Source organism: Phormidesmis priestleyi ULC007, from assembly GCF_003003695.1.
GTDB classification, from domain to species: Bacteria; Cyanobacteriota; Cyanobacteriia; order Leptolyngbyales; family Leptolyngbyaceae; genus Phormidesmis_A; species Phormidesmis_A priestleyi_A.
Window position 1 is genome coordinate 18,652 of the sequence record NZ_PVWG01000016.1, and the last position, 16,916, is coordinate 35,567.

At 48.2% G+C, this 16,916-nt stretch carries 16 protein-coding genes; 13 read left to right on the top strand and 3 right to left on the bottom strand.

Annotated features, from left to right (window positions below; translation table 11 throughout):
- Window positions 1-2: 2 nt before the first annotated feature.
- The gene (locus C7B65_RS14735) at window positions 3-1,085 is read right to left on the bottom strand and encodes a glycosyltransferase family 4 protein (RefSeq protein WP_073072428.1); all 1,083 of its coding nucleotides are present in this window, start codon (window positions 1,083-1,085) and stop codon (window positions 3-5) included.
- Window positions 1,086-1,325: 240 nt separating this feature from the next.
- Between C7B65_RS14735 and C7B65_RS14740 the strand changes: the two genes are divergently transcribed.
- Window positions 1,326-2,291: a phosphate/phosphite/phosphonate ABC transporter substrate-binding protein gene (locus C7B65_RS14740; RefSeq protein WP_223257392.1), complete on the top strand. Its 966-nt coding sequence runs from the start codon at window positions 1,326-1,328 to the stop codon at window positions 2,289-2,291.
- A 318-nt stretch (window positions 2,292-2,609) separates the two neighbouring features.
- Here the strand turns inward: C7B65_RS14740 and C7B65_RS14745 are convergent, their stop codons facing one another.
- Window positions 2,610-3,401: a MinD/ParA family ATP-binding protein gene (locus tag C7B65_RS14745; protein ID WP_073072431.1), complete on the bottom strand. Its 792-nt coding sequence runs from the start codon at window positions 3,399-3,401 to the stop codon at window positions 2,610-2,612.
- A 49-nt stretch (window positions 3,402-3,450) separates the two neighbouring features.
- Window positions 3,451-4,515, bottom strand: a complete 1,065-nt coding sequence (locus C7B65_RS14750) for a Tll0287-like domain-containing protein (protein WP_073072433.1) — start codon at window positions 4,513-4,515, stop codon at window positions 3,451-3,453.
- Window positions 4,516-4,956: 441 nt separating this feature from the next.
- On the opposite strand from C7B65_RS14750, the gene C7B65_RS14755 reads away from it, so the two are divergent.
- The 12 genes from C7B65_RS14755 to C7B65_RS14810 all read left to right on the top strand — a co-directional run bounded on the left by C7B65_RS14755 (window position 4,957) and on the right by C7B65_RS14810 (window position 16,860).
- Window positions 4,957-5,172 carry a hypothetical protein gene (locus tag C7B65_RS14755; protein ID WP_143162056.1) on the top strand — a complete coding sequence of 72 codons (216 nt, stop codon included), beginning with the start codon at window positions 4,957-4,959 and terminating at the stop codon, window positions 5,170-5,172.
- Window positions 5,173-5,277: 105 nt separating this feature from the next.
- Entirely contained in the window at window positions 5,278-5,499 is a 222-nt protein-coding gene (locus C7B65_RS14760) for a hypothetical protein (protein ID WP_073072436.1), read from the top strand.
- Between the two features lie 69 nt (window positions 5,500-5,568).
- The gene (locus C7B65_RS14765; protein WP_073072438.1) at window positions 5,569-5,787 is read left to right on the top strand and encodes a CTB family bacteriocin; all 219 of its coding nucleotides are present in this window, start codon (window positions 5,569-5,571) and stop codon (window positions 5,785-5,787) included.
- Between the two features lie 279 nt (window positions 5,788-6,066).
- Complete coding sequence (locus C7B65_RS14770; RefSeq protein ID WP_073072440.1) at window positions 6,067-6,354, top strand: CTB family bacteriocin; 288 nt, start codon at window positions 6,067-6,069, stop codon at window positions 6,352-6,354.
- A 48-nt stretch (window positions 6,355-6,402) separates the two neighbouring features.
- Entirely contained in the window at window positions 6,403-6,630 is a 228-nt protein-coding gene (locus C7B65_RS14775; RefSeq protein WP_073072441.1) for a hypothetical protein, read from the top strand.
- Window positions 6,631-7,127: 497 nt separating this feature from the next.
- Entirely contained in the window at window positions 7,128-8,222 is a 1,095-nt protein-coding gene (locus C7B65_RS14780; RefSeq protein ID WP_073072442.1) for a cyclic nucleotide-binding domain-containing protein, read from the top strand.
- A gap of 212 nt (window positions 8,223-8,434) precedes the next feature.
- Window positions 8,435-9,877 carry an NHLP bacteriocin system secretion protein gene (locus tag C7B65_RS14785; RefSeq protein WP_073072443.1) on the top strand — a complete coding sequence of 481 codons (1,443 nt, stop codon included), beginning with the start codon at window positions 8,435-8,437 and terminating at the stop codon, window positions 9,875-9,877.
- 2 nt (window positions 9,878-9,879) lie between these two features.
- A complete protein-coding gene (locus C7B65_RS14790; RefSeq protein WP_083582968.1) occupies window positions 9,880-12,135 on the top strand; it encodes an NHLP family bacteriocin export ABC transporter peptidase/permease/ATPase subunit in 2,256 nt (751 codons plus the stop codon).
- A complete protein-coding gene (locus C7B65_RS14795; RefSeq protein WP_073072444.1) occupies window positions 12,129-15,056 on the top strand; it encodes an NHLP bacteriocin export ABC transporter permease/ATPase subunit in 2,928 nt (975 codons plus the stop codon). The genes C7B65_RS14790 and C7B65_RS14795 overlap by 7 nt, the downstream gene beginning before the upstream one ends.
- A 422-nt stretch (window positions 15,057-15,478) precedes the next feature.
- Window positions 15,479-15,763 (top strand): Mo-dependent nitrogenase C-terminal domain-containing protein, encoded by a 285-nt coding sequence (locus C7B65_RS14800; RefSeq protein ID WP_073072445.1) that lies wholly within the window; start codon window positions 15,479-15,481, stop codon window positions 15,761-15,763.
- Between the two features lie 13 nt (window positions 15,764-15,776).
- On the top strand, window positions 15,777-16,322 hold the full coding sequence (locus C7B65_RS14805; RefSeq protein WP_073072446.1) for a DUF3455 domain-containing protein: 546 nt from the start codon (window positions 15,777-15,779) through the stop codon (window positions 16,320-16,322).
- A gap of 52 nt (window positions 16,323-16,374) precedes the next feature.
- A complete protein-coding gene (locus C7B65_RS14810) occupies window positions 16,375-16,860 on the top strand; it encodes a gluconokinase (RefSeq protein ID WP_073072447.1) in 486 nt (161 codons plus the stop codon).
- Window positions 16,861-16,916: the final 56 nt, after the last annotated feature.

Consider the following 16,916-nt stretch of genomic DNA (forward strand, 5'->3'; position numbering starts at 1 on the left):
TCTCAAACTTTTTTCAGGATCGTTTCAAACCAGGCTTCTAGGCGATCGCTCATTGCCTCTAAAGAATATTCAGCTTCGGCTTGGCGACGACAGGCTTGACGATCGAGACGATCTAACTGGGCGATCGCGTTCACCAATCCATCGACGCTATCAGGTTCCACTAACCAACCTGTTTCGCCATCGCGAACAATTTCTGCGGGGCCGCCGCGACGGTAGGCGATAACGGGCACTCCACAAGCAAGGGCTTCGATCGCCACATTTCCAAAGGCTTCGACCCAGCGAGGAGTCATTAATAATGCTTGTGATTGTCCTAACACTTGCTGCAATTCTGAGGTGGGCAAAAATCCGCCGTATGCGATCGCAGCGTCAGGATAATCAGCACAAATCTGATTCCAGTAAACCCTGTCTTGAATCACGCCCCAAATCTTAAGCGGAATTCCAACGATTTGAGCCGCCGCTACCGCATCTTCTAAGCCTTTTTCTGGCGCGATTCGTCCGACCCAGGCGAGTTGTCGTTTAGGTTGAGCGCAAAACTCATAGAGGGACAAGTCAAAGCCGTTTTGAAGGTTGCGACAACGATCTGCAAACTGAAAGGTTTCTGCCTGTGCGCGACTGTGAACTGCGATCGTGCCCGGAAACCCAACAGCAATTTGTTCAATGATCTGATCCATTGCGTCGGTGAGCGAACCCATGCTGACGAGGTGGGCGATCGGACGCTCAAAAAATGGGGTCAGATAGAAGGGCAACCAATCATAGGCAAAGTTAATCAGCAAATTATACTCGTGTTGAACCTGACGAGCATGCGCCCACATATTCCCCAGCACCGCGTTTGGGGGCAGCGTGATTAGGGCATCGCCTCCTTGAGTTTGGGCAGTGATTTGCAAGTTCCCGGCGATCGTCACTAGAGGCACGCCTTCGAGAACAGAATGGGCGGGAGCGACGATCGTAACTTGATGTCCCTGATGCTTTAAGGCTTGAGCAATATTTTTGAGGGTCAATTCTACGCCGCCCCCCAAACCCGACCCTAACGCACCTACCGACGTAGATAGCAGCAATAATTTGAGAGGATGTTGGAATCGCGTCACAAGGTTTGAACGCTAAAGTTTTTTTCTTAACTGAGTTTGTTATAGGACAGCATATCAGGTGAAGCGGTCGAATTGTGTTGTTTTAAAGAAGATAGAACTTATGATCTAATGCGATCTCGGCTTCGAGTTGTGGGGTCATCGTTCAGATCGATCGGTGGAGTGCAGCGATCGTTGGAATAGATTTGTGTACAGTAAAGTAGAAAACCTGGGGGTATTGTACAGTACTTGTACAGTATCGAATTGTTTAGAACACTATCGACTGACTTACAGCAAAAGAAGATGATGGATGAAGCTGCCAGCACAACAATGAGGCGATTGAGCGTAACCTTACCTTCGAGAATTTCCCGTCGCGGGTTCCTCTATTTGATGCTGCTGTCTGCCTGTAGCGCCCCCACACCCACACCTCAACATCGATCGCTGCTAGTTGGGACGGTTAGCTACGACGAGAGTAGTAAATCGCTTGACCAATATGAGCGCTTCAAACGCTACTTAAGCGAAAGAACTCAGTCATTGGTGGAGTTAGAGCCTACCTTAAATGAAAGCAGAGCGCTGGCTCAAATTCAAAGACAAGAGTGGTCACTCGTGTTTGCACCCCCCGGTTTAACCGCGATCGCGATCTCGCAACACCAATATATACCCCTCTTTCCGCTGTTTGGCGTGCAGGGCTTGCGGTCAGTGTTGGTTGTGCGTGACGATAGCCCGATTCAATCGATCGCGGCGATCGCGGGCAAATCTCTGGCGCTGGGCAAACCAGGTTCAGCCACAGGATACTACCTGCCGATTTTCAACCTATATGGTTTAACGCTTTCTGAACTGATATTTCCGCCCACCCCTAAGGCGATTTTAGAAGCGGTTGTTGAAGGTAAAGCAGCAGTAGGTGCAGTATCGCTCGAAGAATTTGCGGCTTACAAAAGTCAGGTGACTCCATTCAATCTACGGATCTTGTTCACCGATGTTCATCCCGTCCCGGCGGGTGCAGTGTTGATCAGCCCGACGATCGAGCGCAATGCTCAAGAGTCCATCCGCAAGATTTTGAGTGAAACGCCTTCTGTGGTCGCCCAAGAAGCGGGATTTGTGACGAATGCTCCGGTTCCAGATTACAAGTATATGATTTCGGTCGTAGAGCGGGTGAGAGCCATTTTTCCAGGCGATAGCAAAGAGACGGCGGCGTTGCTTCAACAAAAACCTGTCCGATTATTCAAGTAGGGGCACGATATGTCGTGTCCTTTAGTTGTCGGTTGAACGATCGCAATTGTTCTTGAAATTAGATTAGACCTCCTGTATGAATCCGGGAACGCCCCCTAAATCCCCCATGAATGGGGGACTTTGAGAAGATCTGCGGGTTCAAAGTCCCCCATTTTGGGGGATTTAGGGGGCACAAGCCGACCCAAACAGCGCGAGATCCGATCGCAGTTTATATCGAGAATTCTATTCATGCAGGAGGTCTATTAACGATCGTGGATTAAAAATATCGGTTACTTGCAACGCCAATGGGCACGGCAGTGCCATGCCCTTACAACGATCCTAAGCCAATAACTTCGCACCAGAACCCATAATTTGTTTAGCGATCGCAGTCACTTCTTGAGTCCAGGGATGATCGGGATATCGCAAGCAGAAGATGCCGCTGCTCCCCAAATCAAACATCTCTTCGCAGACTGGCAAAATGCCTGCCACTGGGGTTTCGTAGGTATTCTGCACCCGTTGCCGCAACTCTTTAAAGTTGAGAGTCGGCAGTGCTTTGTTAATGACGAGCAGCATCTTCGGCACTTCTAGCTTGCGAGCTACATCGATCGCGACGGCTGTACCTTGATAATCTTGCTTGTCTGGGCGAAGAATCAACACCAGCGTATCAGAGAGAATAATAGACAGCAACGTTTCTTCGTTAATGCCGGGATGCGTATCGATCAACAGATAATCTAACTTTAAGCGACGAACTAAATTATGCAACCCGTCATTCAGCAGACGTGCATCATAGCCTTCGCGCAAAACGCGAGAGATATCACTCATGCGAATGCTAGAAGGAAGAAGATGAATGCTGCCCTGACGACCAAAAAAGGATTGTTTTTGCTTCAGAATGGGACTGACATCGTAAACGGCTTCTTCGATCGCGCAACGTCCCCATAAATAATCGTTTAGGGTATAGCGCATTTGATCTTCTTCCAGCCCAAATAAAACGTGAATTCCGGGCGATTGGATGTCGGTGTCAACTACTCCAACTCGGCGACCAGAACGAGCGATCAGCGTAGCGAGGTTACTGGTAACGTTTGATTTACCAGTTCCGCCACGAAACGAATGAACCGAGATTATTTCAGACACGATAAATCCTCAAGGGTGAAACGACTGGTTAGATTAACTTAAACAATAATTATTCATCCACAGCATCGCGCTTGCTTCTCATGGCTCTCGCCTCCTCCTGCAATTTTTGAAACGATTCTGATTCAGCGATTTCAGCAACTTGACGTGCCCGCTTATTGTCGTCAATTTCAAGACGAAGTTTTTGCAACTGTTGTCTGAGTTGTTGCTCACGAGCATAAATTTCCTGCACCATACGTTGAAACACTCGTCCCAATTGTCCTAGCTCATCGTTTCGCTTGACGATCGCCTTAAGTTTTCCATGCTCAAACTCTGCCGCTTCCTCAGCGCTGATTTCATCCATACTGATTTTTTGAGCGAGTTGCGCCATGGGCTTAATCGGTTGCAGCACGTTTCGCTTGAGCAAATAGTTAATCAGTAAAATAACTAGTGCGAAAATACCCACGAATATACTAATGATCAAAAAAGATGCACGATTGGCATCGTCAAAGACTTTGCTAGCAGGAACGTAAATAATTTGGCTGCCTAACACTTCGTTGAGTTTCCATCCAAAGCCATTTTCTGAACCATAGCTGGCGATGTGGCTTTTTGGAGCGGCTTCTGGTGTGCTGTGACAGCGCAAACAGGTCGCATTTTTGACTGAAAATGGACGAGCGCTATAAAACATCTTTTCGCCCACCGAGTCGCGAAATCCAGATATATTTTTCAGCCCTGATTCGCTGTTAAATCGTTTTGTGATACCCGCTTCAAACTCATCGGCTTTATCTCGTAAATTGGTTGGGTTTAGCAGCGCATCTTTATAAAAGAAGTCTTTATAGTCTTCATTTTTGCGAAGACTCTCAAAGACTTCTCTGACGGTGTAACTAGGAATGACTTCGGGAATAAACGTGGCTTGAGTGTCAACCATCGGCATCAAGAGAGGGCTGACGTGAGTGTTTGTGAAAGCGCGTACCGAGTTCATCGTTTCTGCCAAAATTTGGCTGCGGTAGCCGATTTCAGATTCGGCTTTTTGCTCAAGGGCATGAGATAATGCAAAACCACTGATGACGATCGCACCAACAAACACCAGCGATAGAAGTAAAGTAAATTTTGTTGCCAATTTGAATCGATTAAACATGGTCGTTTCCGTTGGTATTTACAACACTGCTGAAAATTTACGGATACTCATAAATCATTGGGCTTAAAATCTCTCGGCAATCATCTTAATAGTCTGTTACCGATCGAGATCAGTTCTAATAATTCATTGACGCTTATACGTTTATTCATACTGCGATATGCACTGAAAGCACCACATTGAGCGTGCATTCATCACTTTAGTTGGAGCGATCGGCGATCGCCTATAACGAAAGTCCGGGGTGTGATTTAACCGTGTGCAGCGAAAGTCAGACCGCCTCTACCTACTTCGCCTTAGACCGAATCCTAGACGTTTTTCAGATGTGCATCCCTAGGTGAAATTCGTATTCTAGGGACATCAAGCAGGAAACGAATGAAGCGATTCACGCAATCACAATTCTGTTTGAGTCAACACACAAACACACAAACCAAGGAGAAACACATCATGTCTGAGAACAACTATTCTATGGAACTGTCTGCTGAAGATCTTGATCTCGTGGCTGGTGGCGCAAGACGATTTGCGGCTGCTGAAACCCAAGAACTCACTGACTTCCAAGCTAGCACCCTGAATTCTAGTCGCGGCGGTGTTAGCAGCACCAACATTCAGGAAACCGACGACTTCAAGGCTGCCATCATCGAAGCGACCGAAACTGGCAACTAGTTCCACTGTTTGATTGCAACTTAGAGAGGTGCTTTCTCAAGGTAAATCCTCTCTGCTCAACTTCCTGACCGATCGTCAACTAACCACACTTTAAGGAGAACAAAAATGAATTCCATCGACCCTATCCAATCTCAAGAATTGTCTGCTGAAGATCTCGATTTAGTGGCTGGTGGCGCAAGACGATTTGCGGCTGCTGAGACTCAAGAACTCACTGACTTCCAAGCTAGCACCCTCAATTCTAGTCGCGGCGGTGTTAGCAGCACCAACATTCAAGAAACCGACGACTTCAAAGCTGCCATCTTTGAAGTGACCGAAACGGGCAACTAAAGTCTGTCTTTTCAACCTTATCTAGTTCACTGATACATCACATACCCATACATCACAAGGAGAATGACCATGACCTCAGAATCACACATCACCGTGGAACTGTCTGCTGAAGATCTCGACCTAGTTGCAGGCGGTGCTCGTCGCGAAGCCGCAGCCTTCACCGCAGAACTACAAGACGTTCAGATCAGCACACTATCAGCCGATCGCAACGGGGTTCGCAGCACCAACATTCAAGAAACCGACGACTTCAAAGCTGCCATCTTTGAAGTGACCGAAACGGGCAACTAACCCCACGATCGGAATCGAGAGATAGTTTTCTAAACAAACTCTCATAGGGGCATGGCAGCGTGCCCCTATGAGACCTCCTGCGTGAATAGGATTTCAGATATAAACTGCTCTCAGGTCTCGCTCCGTTTAGGTCGGCTTGTGCCCCCTAAATCCCCCATTCTGGGGGACTTTGAGAAGACTTACGGTTTCAAAGTCCCCCATTCTGGGGGATTTAGGGGGCGTTCCCGGATTTGTGCAGGAGGTCTATTTAACCGATACCCCCAATAAGGAGAACCCCCTATGTCAGATGACCAAATTAAGCCCACCGATGCTGTCGAGTTGTCCGATGAGGAATTAGAGGACGTGGCAGGCGGTTTCAATCTCCGTTTGAATGCCGCTTTTTTCCGACAGACTAATATCTCAACTTCACAAGAGACTGGAGGATATGGTTCCTCAAAGTCTACGTTTGCGGCAGAAAACATCGAATCTGTCGGTCTTCAAATTCTGATCACCGATGCCAGTGCAGAAGACCTTGATGCTCTGAGTGGGCTGCTAGGAAGTGCGACTGCGATCGACGGTTCAGACTAAACACAACGACTCATAAAATAGCAAAAAATAGCAAGGAGAACAATTCTAATGGACAACAAAAAGCAACCTAAACCACAAGAGCTATCGGCTCAAGAACTTGCAGAAATCGCAGGTGGTGCTGCTGAATATCAACCAGGCAAGTATCCAGCCGATAGTATATACGATACCGCCAAAGAAGCGATTTCAAAAAAGATTACCGATAAGGTGTCTGGTTATTACAACGACGATTCGGGAGTTGTTCCCTCCCCTAATCAATCACCGCCGTTGATTCCATAGTAATCCTGAATGATTTGTGGGATGGGCATCCTGCCCGTACAGGCTAGAAGCTCCACTCTTACCTACCGTGTATACGTAAGTCCTTTCGCTTCGTTATGAGCGGCTTCTGCCCCCTAAATCTCCCCAAATTGGGGGACTTTGAAACTGAAAGTCTGGGGTCAAAGTCCCGCAGGATGGAGGATTTAGGGGGCGACCCCCAGCAATCTAAACTTAAAGCAATTTGTGTATACACGGTAGCCCACTCTTACAAATCAACAACTCCTGTATTACGGACTTCACCACACTCATTCTACAGATGCTTCGTTAAATTGTGCTCTCTTCGTTGAATTTTGACTGCTACTCTCTTCTCTCTCAACAAGCATCTGTAGTTTCATTCTAAAAAATTAGTATCTCCTACACGAGTTGCATAACACAGCAAAACCAATCGTGATCTTTTACTAGCTCCCTTATCCCCTCCGATCGATTCCCTCGTAGCAACACAGAAGGAAGTTAAATTTATGACAGAAGTTCTACTAAAGGAACTGAGTAGCAGTGATGTTGACTGGATCTTGGCAACGGGTCGGAGAGAAGAAGTGACGGCTGGCACGACCCTGATCCGCCAAGGTACATTGGTTAATGCTCTCTACATTCTGCTAGATGGCGCATTGACCGTTTCAGTTGCTCAGGCTGACGATAACCCGATCGGTCGGGCGTTTGCTGCCCTCGAAGGGGGCGAACTGTCAGGGCGAGAAATCGCCAGACTCACCAATGGGGAGGTAGTCGGAGAACTGCCGTTCTTAACCTCCTACCAGTCTTCTACCACCGTCAAAGCACTCAGAAAATCGCTGGTGTTGATGATTCCGCAACAGCAGCTTATGGAGAAATTGCAGACAGACATCACGTTTGCGGCTCATCTCTATCGGGCGATCGCGGTTTTGTTGGCGCACCGACTAGAGCAGATTGTTAGTCAGATTGGACATAGTACGATCGTGTTATGCCAGCCTCAGATTCGAGAAATTTTGTGCACGTTTGCAGAGTTAAACGATAGTGATATTGGTTGGATGATTGCTGCGGGCAATGCTGTGAGGATTGCTGCGGGCGATGTCTTGTTCCATGCTGGCAGACCCGTTGACGCATTTTACATTTTGCTAGATGGGAAAATGGTTACCTCGATCGCTGACGACGAAAGCAATCCTCTAACTCGTGCCTTTTCAAACTTAGAAGAAACCGATCACGTCGAACGAGAGTTTGCAAAACTATCGCGAGGCGACATGGTAGGCGAAACGCCTTTTGTGGAGGCGAGTCCGCCTGCGATGACAATTCGGGCAGTTGAGGATGCGATCGTGCTAGCAATTCCGCGCTGGCGGCTGGCGGCAAAACTGCTGCACGATGTTGGGTTTGCGGCTCGATTTTATCGCGTGTTAGCGATTTTGTTAGCCGACAAACAGCAAGGCATCATCAATCGGTTGGGCTACGGCAGAATCACCTACAGCTCAGGTCGATCTCTCGACGATCGCTTGACCTACGAAGATGAACTGAGTTCGGGCTTTTTGGCTCAGGTAACGCTAGCGGGTACTCGATTTGACTGGATGCTGAAACAGATTCGAGGGTAGGGGCATGGCTATTGCCGTAGCCCTCACCCTAAATCCCTCTCCCCGTGGGAGAGGGACTTTGAATCTGGCTCCCTTCTCCCACGGGGAGAAGGGTTGGGGATGAGGGCGACAAGCCAGGCATCACCACGATTTGAACTCAAGTTGACACCAAGGGGGCACCCCGATGCCGCACCCCGATCGCATGTAAATTTCGACAATTGAATGGAGTCAGTATGGTCACGATCAACAAGAACAACCTATTCCGAAAAGAAGCCCTCGATCGCTTGTCGTCTCCAGAGCGACTCGATCAACTGATGCAAATTGTTCAGCCTAAGAAGTGGATTCCGTTAGCGGCGATGGGATCTTTGATTGCGGTTGGGCTGACCTGGAGCGTTTTCGGTCGCATTCCCATTACTGTTACAGGGCAGGGTGTCGTTGTTTATCCTAGCAAGGTGACGGCGTTTCAGTCTCCCAGTTCTGGGAAGATTCTCACTCTGAATATTCGTCCGGGTGATCAGGTGAAAAAAGGGCAGGTGATTGCCACGATCGACCAGACTGAACTGCAAGAAAAGTTAGACCTAGCTCGTGCCAAAATGGTTCAACTGCAAGAGCAAGATCGCGTTGCAAATTCACTGCAACTCCAGCGAACAGTCTTAGATAAGGGTGCCTTGCAACAACAGCGTCAGGCACTCCAGCAAAGTTTAGAGACAACTCAATCCGTCACACCAATTATTAGAGATAAAGGTCTTAATTCAATTCGGCAAGAGCGGCAGAACTTAGAGCAACGATTGCAGACGACGCGAGATCTTTTACCGACCTTCAAACAGCGATTTGAGTTGCGGCAGCAGCTACGCCAAGAGGGTGCTGTGTCGAGTGATAGCGTGCTTCAGGCACAGCAAGAATTTCTTAACAGCCAAACTAAAATCAACGAAATTCAATCGGAACAGAAACAGCTTGATGTCAAAGAAGCTGATGCTCAACGACAATTTTTAGAGAACGTCAATGCAACCAAAGATTTGCAAGCTCAGTTAGCAACACTAGACACAAAACTCGCAGGTCAAGCAGAACAAGATTTAGCCATTGCAACGAACCGTAAAAAAGAAATTCAAGACACAGAGCGAACGATCGTACAACTGCAATCACAATTAAAAGGCAAAAGCCAGGTAAAAAGTAATTTTGATGGGCGAGTGTTAGAGGTTGTCGCCGTTTTAGGACAAACACTCGAAGAAGGAGGACGAATGGGCACGATCGAAGCTCAAGACTCCTCAAATAAATTGGTCGGGGTGGCATTTTTCCCAGTCAGTGAGGGCAAAAAGATTCAGAAGGGAATGGAGCTACAAGTTACCCCGTCTACGGTCAAACGAGAACGCTTTGGGGGCATTGTGGCAACCGTCACGAATATATCTGAGTTTCCGGTGACAAAAGAGGGTGCAGCGAGCGTGGTCGGCGGAACTGAAGTCTTGCAGAGCCTGCTCACTAAAGAGCCACAAATTCAAGTTTTTGCAGAGCTTCAACCTGACGCTTCGACAAAGAGCCATTTTCGTTGGTCTTCATCTAAGGGTCCCGAAACCCAAGTCACACCAGGTACGACGACCTCAGTGCGCGTCAAAATCGATGAACAATCTCCGATTTCGTTTGTCTTTCCGATTCTGCGATCGTGGAGTGGAGCTTACTGATTATGCGAACTCTTGTTGGACAAATTGGACGTAAATTAAGACCGATTCGGCAGATGATTAGCCCGCCCGATCGTCGCTGTCGAACTCCCACCCTCTTGCAAATGGAGGCAGTAGAATGCGGGGCGGCGGCACTGGGAATTATGTTGGGTTATTACGATCGCATTGTTCCTCTAGCTGAGTTGCGTCAAGCCTGCGGCGTTTCACGAGACGGCAGCAAAGCCTCTAATATTCTCAGCGCGGCGCGTAGCTATGGGTTGCAGGCAAAAGGCTTTAAGATCGAGTTAGAGGCGCTACGCAAACTGAACTGCCCCTACATTGTCTTTTGGAATTTCAATCATTTCCTAGTTGTTGAAGGGTTTAGCAAAGACAAAGTTTATATCAACGATCCGGCGAGTGGGCCTCAAACCATTTCGCTAGAAGAGTTCGATCAAGCGTTTACTGGAGTCGTGCTGGTTGTTGAACCGGGTGCAGAATTTAAGCCAGGAGGACGTAAACCAAGTCTCATTCTCGCGTTGTGGGATCGATTGGAAAGCTCGATCGGGGCGCTGATCTATTGTGTAATCGCAGGATTGCTCTTAGTGATTCCTGGGTTAGCGATTCCAGCATTCTCTCAAGCGTTTGTCGATAATGTATTAATCGAAGGCAGAGACGATTGGTTGCATCCTTTAATCATTGGAATTATAGGCACAGCCGTATTAAGTGGATTTCTGACCTTGCTTCAGCTTCAGTTTCTTCGCCGCATGAAAATTAAGTTAGCTGTGGGCATGTCCAGCCGATTCTTATGGCATATTCTACGACTTCCAGTTAGCTTTTATGATCAGCGATTTGCCGGAGAAATTAGTAGCCGAGTTCGCCTCAACGACAGTCTAGCGAATCTGCTGTCAGGACGATTAGCTACTACCGCCATCTCCGCCTTTACCGTCGTTTTCTATGCTGTGGTGATGCTGCAATATGATGTCGTGTTGACCTCGATCGGCATCGCATTTGTGATAGTAAACGTCACCGTTTGGCGATGGGTTTCTCGTCAGCGCGTCGATGCCAATTTGCGTTTAATGCAAGAACAAGGCAAAGTCAGCGGGGTCTCGATTTCAGGGCTGCAAAGTATGGAAACGCTGAAGGCATCGGGGCTAGAGTCAGAATTCTTTTCCCGCTGGGCAGGCTACTACGCCAAAGCGATCAATGCCCGACAGGAAATGGATACGACGAATCAAACTCTGGGCGTACTGCCCTCGTTTTTGACCTCAATTACATCCATGCTGTTGCTGGTTGTGGGCGGACTGCGCGTCATGGATGGGGTGCTGAGTATTGGCATGCTGATTGCGTTTCAAGCATTGATGCAGCGCTTTTTAGAGCCTGTCAATAATCTCGTCGGTCTCGCGGGTGAACTTCAAGAAATGGAAGGTAATCTCAATCGCCTGGATGATGTGTTGCGTAGCTCGATCGACCCTGCGGTCAAAGAACCCATCAGCGCCCCGCCGTCTGATGCTCTTCCTGCCGCTAATGTTCGGCTGCAAGGCTATATCGAACTTCGTAACATTACCTTTGGCTACAATCGCTCTGCGCCGCCCTTAATCGAAAATCTCAGTCTGTCGCTCAAGCCAGGTCAACGAGTCGCATTAGTTGGGGGCAGTGGTTCAGGTAAGTCAACAGTTGCCAAACTGATTTGTGGTTTATATGAAGCCTGGTCAGGAGACATTTTGTTTGATGATCGATCGAGAAGCCAGATTCCTCGATCGATTCTTACCCATTCGATCGCGCTAATTGAACAAGATATCTCACTGTTTGCTGGAAGTGTTCGGGACAATCTGACGCTATGGGATTCGACTGTTCCCTTTAGCAATTTAGTTCGCGCTTGCAAAGATGCCGCCATTCAGGATGTCGTGTTGTCGCTACCCGGAGGCTACAGCGCTGATCTAGCAGAAGGAGCCACCAATTTAAGTGGCGGACAGCGACAGCGTTTAGAGATTGCTCGTTCCCTGGTGAACAATCCGGCGATTTTGATCATGGATGAAGCAACTAGCGCCCTCGATTCTGAAGCTGAAAGGCTAATTGATCAAAAACTCCGAGAGCGCGGCTGCACCTGTGTAATCGTGGCGCATCGGTTGAGTACGATTCGAGATTGTGACGAGATTATTGTCTTCGATCGCGGCAAGGTAGTGCAACGAGGCACCCATGACGAGTTGCAGCAAATTGAAGGCAAATATTTGCAATTGATTCAGAGCGAAGGCGGAGCACTTCAAGAGGAACAACCATGTTAGATCAGATTCGGATTGTCACCTTGCCCGGAGAGTATTATCAACTTAAAGGCAATGAGCCACTGATTTTAGATGACCCGGAGACGATTTGGGTCGTGAAATCGGGTTCGTTAGCAGTGTTCGCAATGCCCGTCAAAGAAGGGGTTGCTGAAGGAACTCGCCGCTATTTGTTCACAACACGATCGCGGCAAGCTCTGTTCTCGATCTCTAGCGATTTTGAGCCGTTGCCCTATCAGCTTTTTGCAGTATCAATCGAAGAAACCGAACTGCTCAAAGTGTCGATCAAAGATTTTCGCCAATTTATCGCCGAAGGCAATGGCGAAGCTCTGGCTTTAATCAACGGATGGGTTGAACAACTGGGATTAGCGGTGTCTACGATCGTTCCTCCTGGACTGCCGTTTCAAGAAGAAGGGGTGCGTTATTTTTCACTCACCAATGGTCAGATCTTCCAGCCTCAGCGAGAGCTTGTCTCGTGGGTACAGATCCAGCGCGGCTATGCCAACTGGATGGGATTTGAGGAACTGTTGCTCACACCCCAATCGGGACTGTTGCCCGTGAGTGCAGATATGTGGTTTCAAGCCGAAGATACGATCGAGCTTGAAACCCTAACAACAGAACAGGTAGAAGATCCCAACACTTTGTTGATGGGCATCTTCCAGCTTCAAGTTTATGTGCTGCAAACCCTGTACTTTTTAGAACAGCAGGAAACCAGCGACGAATTACAGCGATTTCAACAACGGCAACACCTCAATCATCAGGTGATGGAGGAAACGCTGGGTGAGTTAGCCTCGTTGCTGCAAGCCCAACAAGCCATCCCATCTGCCCAGCTTGGAGACAATGATTTTGATCAGGCTTTGCTGATTGCGGCGGGTGCTGTTGGGCGAGTTTTGGGCGTGACGATTCGACCGCCCGCCAAGTCTGAAGACATGAATCGGGTGCAAGATCCGCTGCAAGCGATCGCGCGGGCTTCTCGGCTGCGAATGCGCTCGATCGCGCTGCAAGGTCAGTGGTGGAAAAAAGATTGCGGTGCCATGCTCGCTTACACAGTTGAGGACAATCATCCAGTAGCGCTGTTGCCGATCTCAGATACTCGCTATGAGATCTTCGACCCAATTAAGAGAACTCACATTCCCATTAATGCTAAGAGCGCTGCCACACTCGCAAACACCGGATACACGTTCTATCGCCCATTGCCCGACAAAGTTCTCAAGACGATCGATCTGCTGAAATTTGCCCTGCAAGGACACTATAAAGAATTGATGGTGGTTTTGACAGCGGGTGCTGCAACAACATTGTTGGGAATGATCACCCCCCAAGCTACCGCAATTTTGGTTGATAGTGCGATTCCAGATGCCGATCGCGGCTTATTAGTGCAAATCGCCTTAGCACTTCTGGCAACCGCTTTTGGCAGCACACTTTTTCAACTCGCTCAAGGTTTTGCGATTATGCGAGTCGAAACCTTTGCCGATGCCTCAACCCAAGCCGCAGTCTGGGATCGGCTGCTCAACTTAAAAGCTTCCTTTTTTCGCCAGTACTCGATCGGAGACTTAAACTCACGGGTGAGCGCGGTGACTCAAATCCGTCAAAAACTCAGCAGCACCGTTCTCAGAAGTATTTTTACTGGCTTGTTTGCATTCCTAAACTTAGGACTTTTGTTTTACTACAACGCTTCATTAGCGTTAATCGCACTCGTTGTAGCGCTGATTAACATTTCCGTTACGCTTTTTTCAGGAATGTCTACGCTCCGCAAGACGCGCCCGTTATTAGAATTGCAGGGGCAGCTATTCGGGGTGATGGTGCAGTTGATTAACGGGGTGCCTAAACTTCGAGTCGCTGGGGCTGAATCTCGTGCCTTTGCGTTTTGGGGAAAACAATATAGTCAACAAATTAAATGGATGTTGAGTACGCAGGGCGTTGAAGATGTACTTGCGGTGGTTAATAAAATCTTGCCTGCATTAACGACCGCAACGCTATTCTGGTTCGCAACGAGCTTAATTCAGCAATCGTCCTCACAAGAGGGAGGATTATCCACAGGTGTATTTTTAGCGTTTAACGCCGCATTTGGCACCTTTATTAGTGGAGCCACCAGTTTGAGTGGCACGATCGTCGATGTTCTGCAAGTGGTGCCGCTCTGGGAACGAGCGCAGCCCATTCTAGAAGCCAAACCCGAAGTAGATTCTGACAAATCAGATCCGGGCAGACTGTCGGGTCGAGTCCTCGTCGATCATGTGATTTTTCGCTATCGGGATGACGGGCCACTGACGCTAGATGATGTCACAATCCGCGCTGAACCGGGCGAGTTTATTGCCTTCGTAGGCGCTTCGGGAAGTGGCAAATCAACGCTATTCCGATTACTACTAGGGTTCGACGCGCCAGAATCGGGCACTGTCTACTACGACGGACAAGATCTCGCGGGTCTGGATGTTCACGCCGTGCGTCGGCAGTTAGGGGTGGTTATGCAAAATAGCCGATTGACCTCCGCATCGATCTTTGAGAATATCGCCAGTGGAGCCATGATCACGATGGATGAGGCATGGGAAGGGGCGGGGATGGCTGGCTTTGCTGAAGATGTAGAATCGATGCCGATGGGCATGCACACGGTAATCAGCGAAGGGGGCACCAACCTTTCTGGCGGGCAACGGCAGCGATTATTGATCGCCCGATCGCTCGTCTTAAAACCCAAAATTCTGCTATTTGACGAAGCCACTAGCGCACTAGATAACCGCACCCAAGCGATCGTCAGTCAAAGCTTAGAGCGCCTCAAAGTCACGCGCATTGCGATCGCGCATCGTCTCAGCACCATTCGGAACGCCGATCGAATTTATGTGTTTCAGAATGGTCGCGTGGTGCAGGAGGGCAATTTTGACCAACTCGCCGAGCAACCAGGACTGTTTGCCCAACTGATGGCACGACAAAAACTTTAAGAGCATTTATTAAGGTGCAACTTCTCGTCCTCACCCTGGGACTCTCCCCATACCGTACACACAAGTCTTTGTCGCTGCGTTCCAGTCCTTTCAGCCCCCTAAATCCCCCACGAGTGAGGGACTTTGAGCTAAGGCTCTAGTTTCAAAGTCCCCCATTTTGGGGGATTTAGGGGGCGAAGATCTCAGCAATGACGAATCGAGACTTGTGTATACACAGTAGCTCCCGCAGGAGAGGGGTTTAGGGTGAGGGTTATTTCACATCGCATAATTCAGTATGACAAAAGTCATTAGAAACCTACTCATCAGATAACGAAAGTCGTAGAGAATCTCCCTAGTTCGTTGAGGTCGATTCATGACATTTTTCAGAGGTTTATTCTGTTTGTAATCCTTACGATGAAGTTATTCAAATTGAAGGTAAACCTATGAACTGTCTAACTTCAACCCACAATAACAACTTACTCTCTTCCATGCGGCAACAGCTTTCATCGATCGAGATTTGTCATCCCAAAGTTGCGCGATTGTTGTGCAAAATGATTCCGGCTCGTTGCCCTTTTGAGCGAGAAATTAAGCTTTTTAATCGCCCGATCGCTCACATTCCACCGTTCTGTAAACTCAACCCTTTCTACGACCAAATTGTTGAAATTCGTTTCAAGTCTCTCTCTTACTTAGCTGATCACTGTGGTGAAGATATTACCCTCTATTGTTAAAGGAACAACGATCATGGTAGCTACTCTTTTTGAAACACTCAAAGTCAACGTTAGCCTCATTTTTGCCCTGCTTGTGTCGAGTCCTTCGAGCATCGGTGCAGAAACGGTTCCTATCCCCAGTAATCTAAACGTTCCTAGTGGTCAACAACTGATTTTAAAAGCCTCTGCCAAAGGCTCTCAGATCTATGTTTGCACTCTGAAGACTCCCTATCCTGCTCAATATGAATGGACGCTAAAGGCTCCCGATGCCATCTTAGTGAATGAGCAAAGGCAATATCTGGCAAAGCATTATGCAGGCCCAACGTGGGAGGCAAAAGACGGCAGCAAAGTGGTAGCGATCGTAAAATCTAAGACAGCCGCACCTCAAGATCGCGCCATTCCCTGGCTGTTGTTAGAGGCACGATCGCACGAGGGCAATGGAATTCTTCGCTCAGTTAATTGGATTCAACGAGTGAATACGATTGGCGGAAAGGCTCCGGCTCAAGGATGTGACGAGTCCTTTCAAGACCGGGAGGTTCGAGTAAATTATACGGCTGATTATCTCTTTTATGGAGACTGACGTTTTAATATGTAGGGACACAATATATCGTGTCCCTACTCCAGGATTAAAAATGATCATTCTCTTAATGGGTGTTTCTGGCTCTGGCAAAACCACGATCGGAAAACTGTTAGCAACCTCTTTAGACTGGCAATTTAGCGATGCTGATGATTTCCATTCTCCAGGAAATGTCGAGAAAATGCGGCAAGGAATCCCGCTCACCGAAGCCGATAGAACGCCCTGGTTACGAGATTTGCAAGCCGCTCTAAAACGCTGGCTGCAAGAAAATAGGAATGTAGTTTTGGCGTGTTCGGCATTAAAAGATAGTTATCGTCAATTTCTGTTGATTGATCACGATCGTATCAAGCTAGTTTATCTCAAAGGATCACATCAGTTAATTGAAAAGCGATTGCAAGAACGACACAATCACTATATGCCAGAACAGCTTTTAGATAGCCAATTCAACACGCTAGAAGAACCACTAGATGCACTGCTGGTTGAAATCGCAGAGCCGCCCCAAGTGATTGTGAAGACCATTCGATCTACGTTGAAGATTTAGCAATTGTGATTGATCGGTTCAATCCGCCGGGGCACGCCGTGCCATGCCCCTACAAT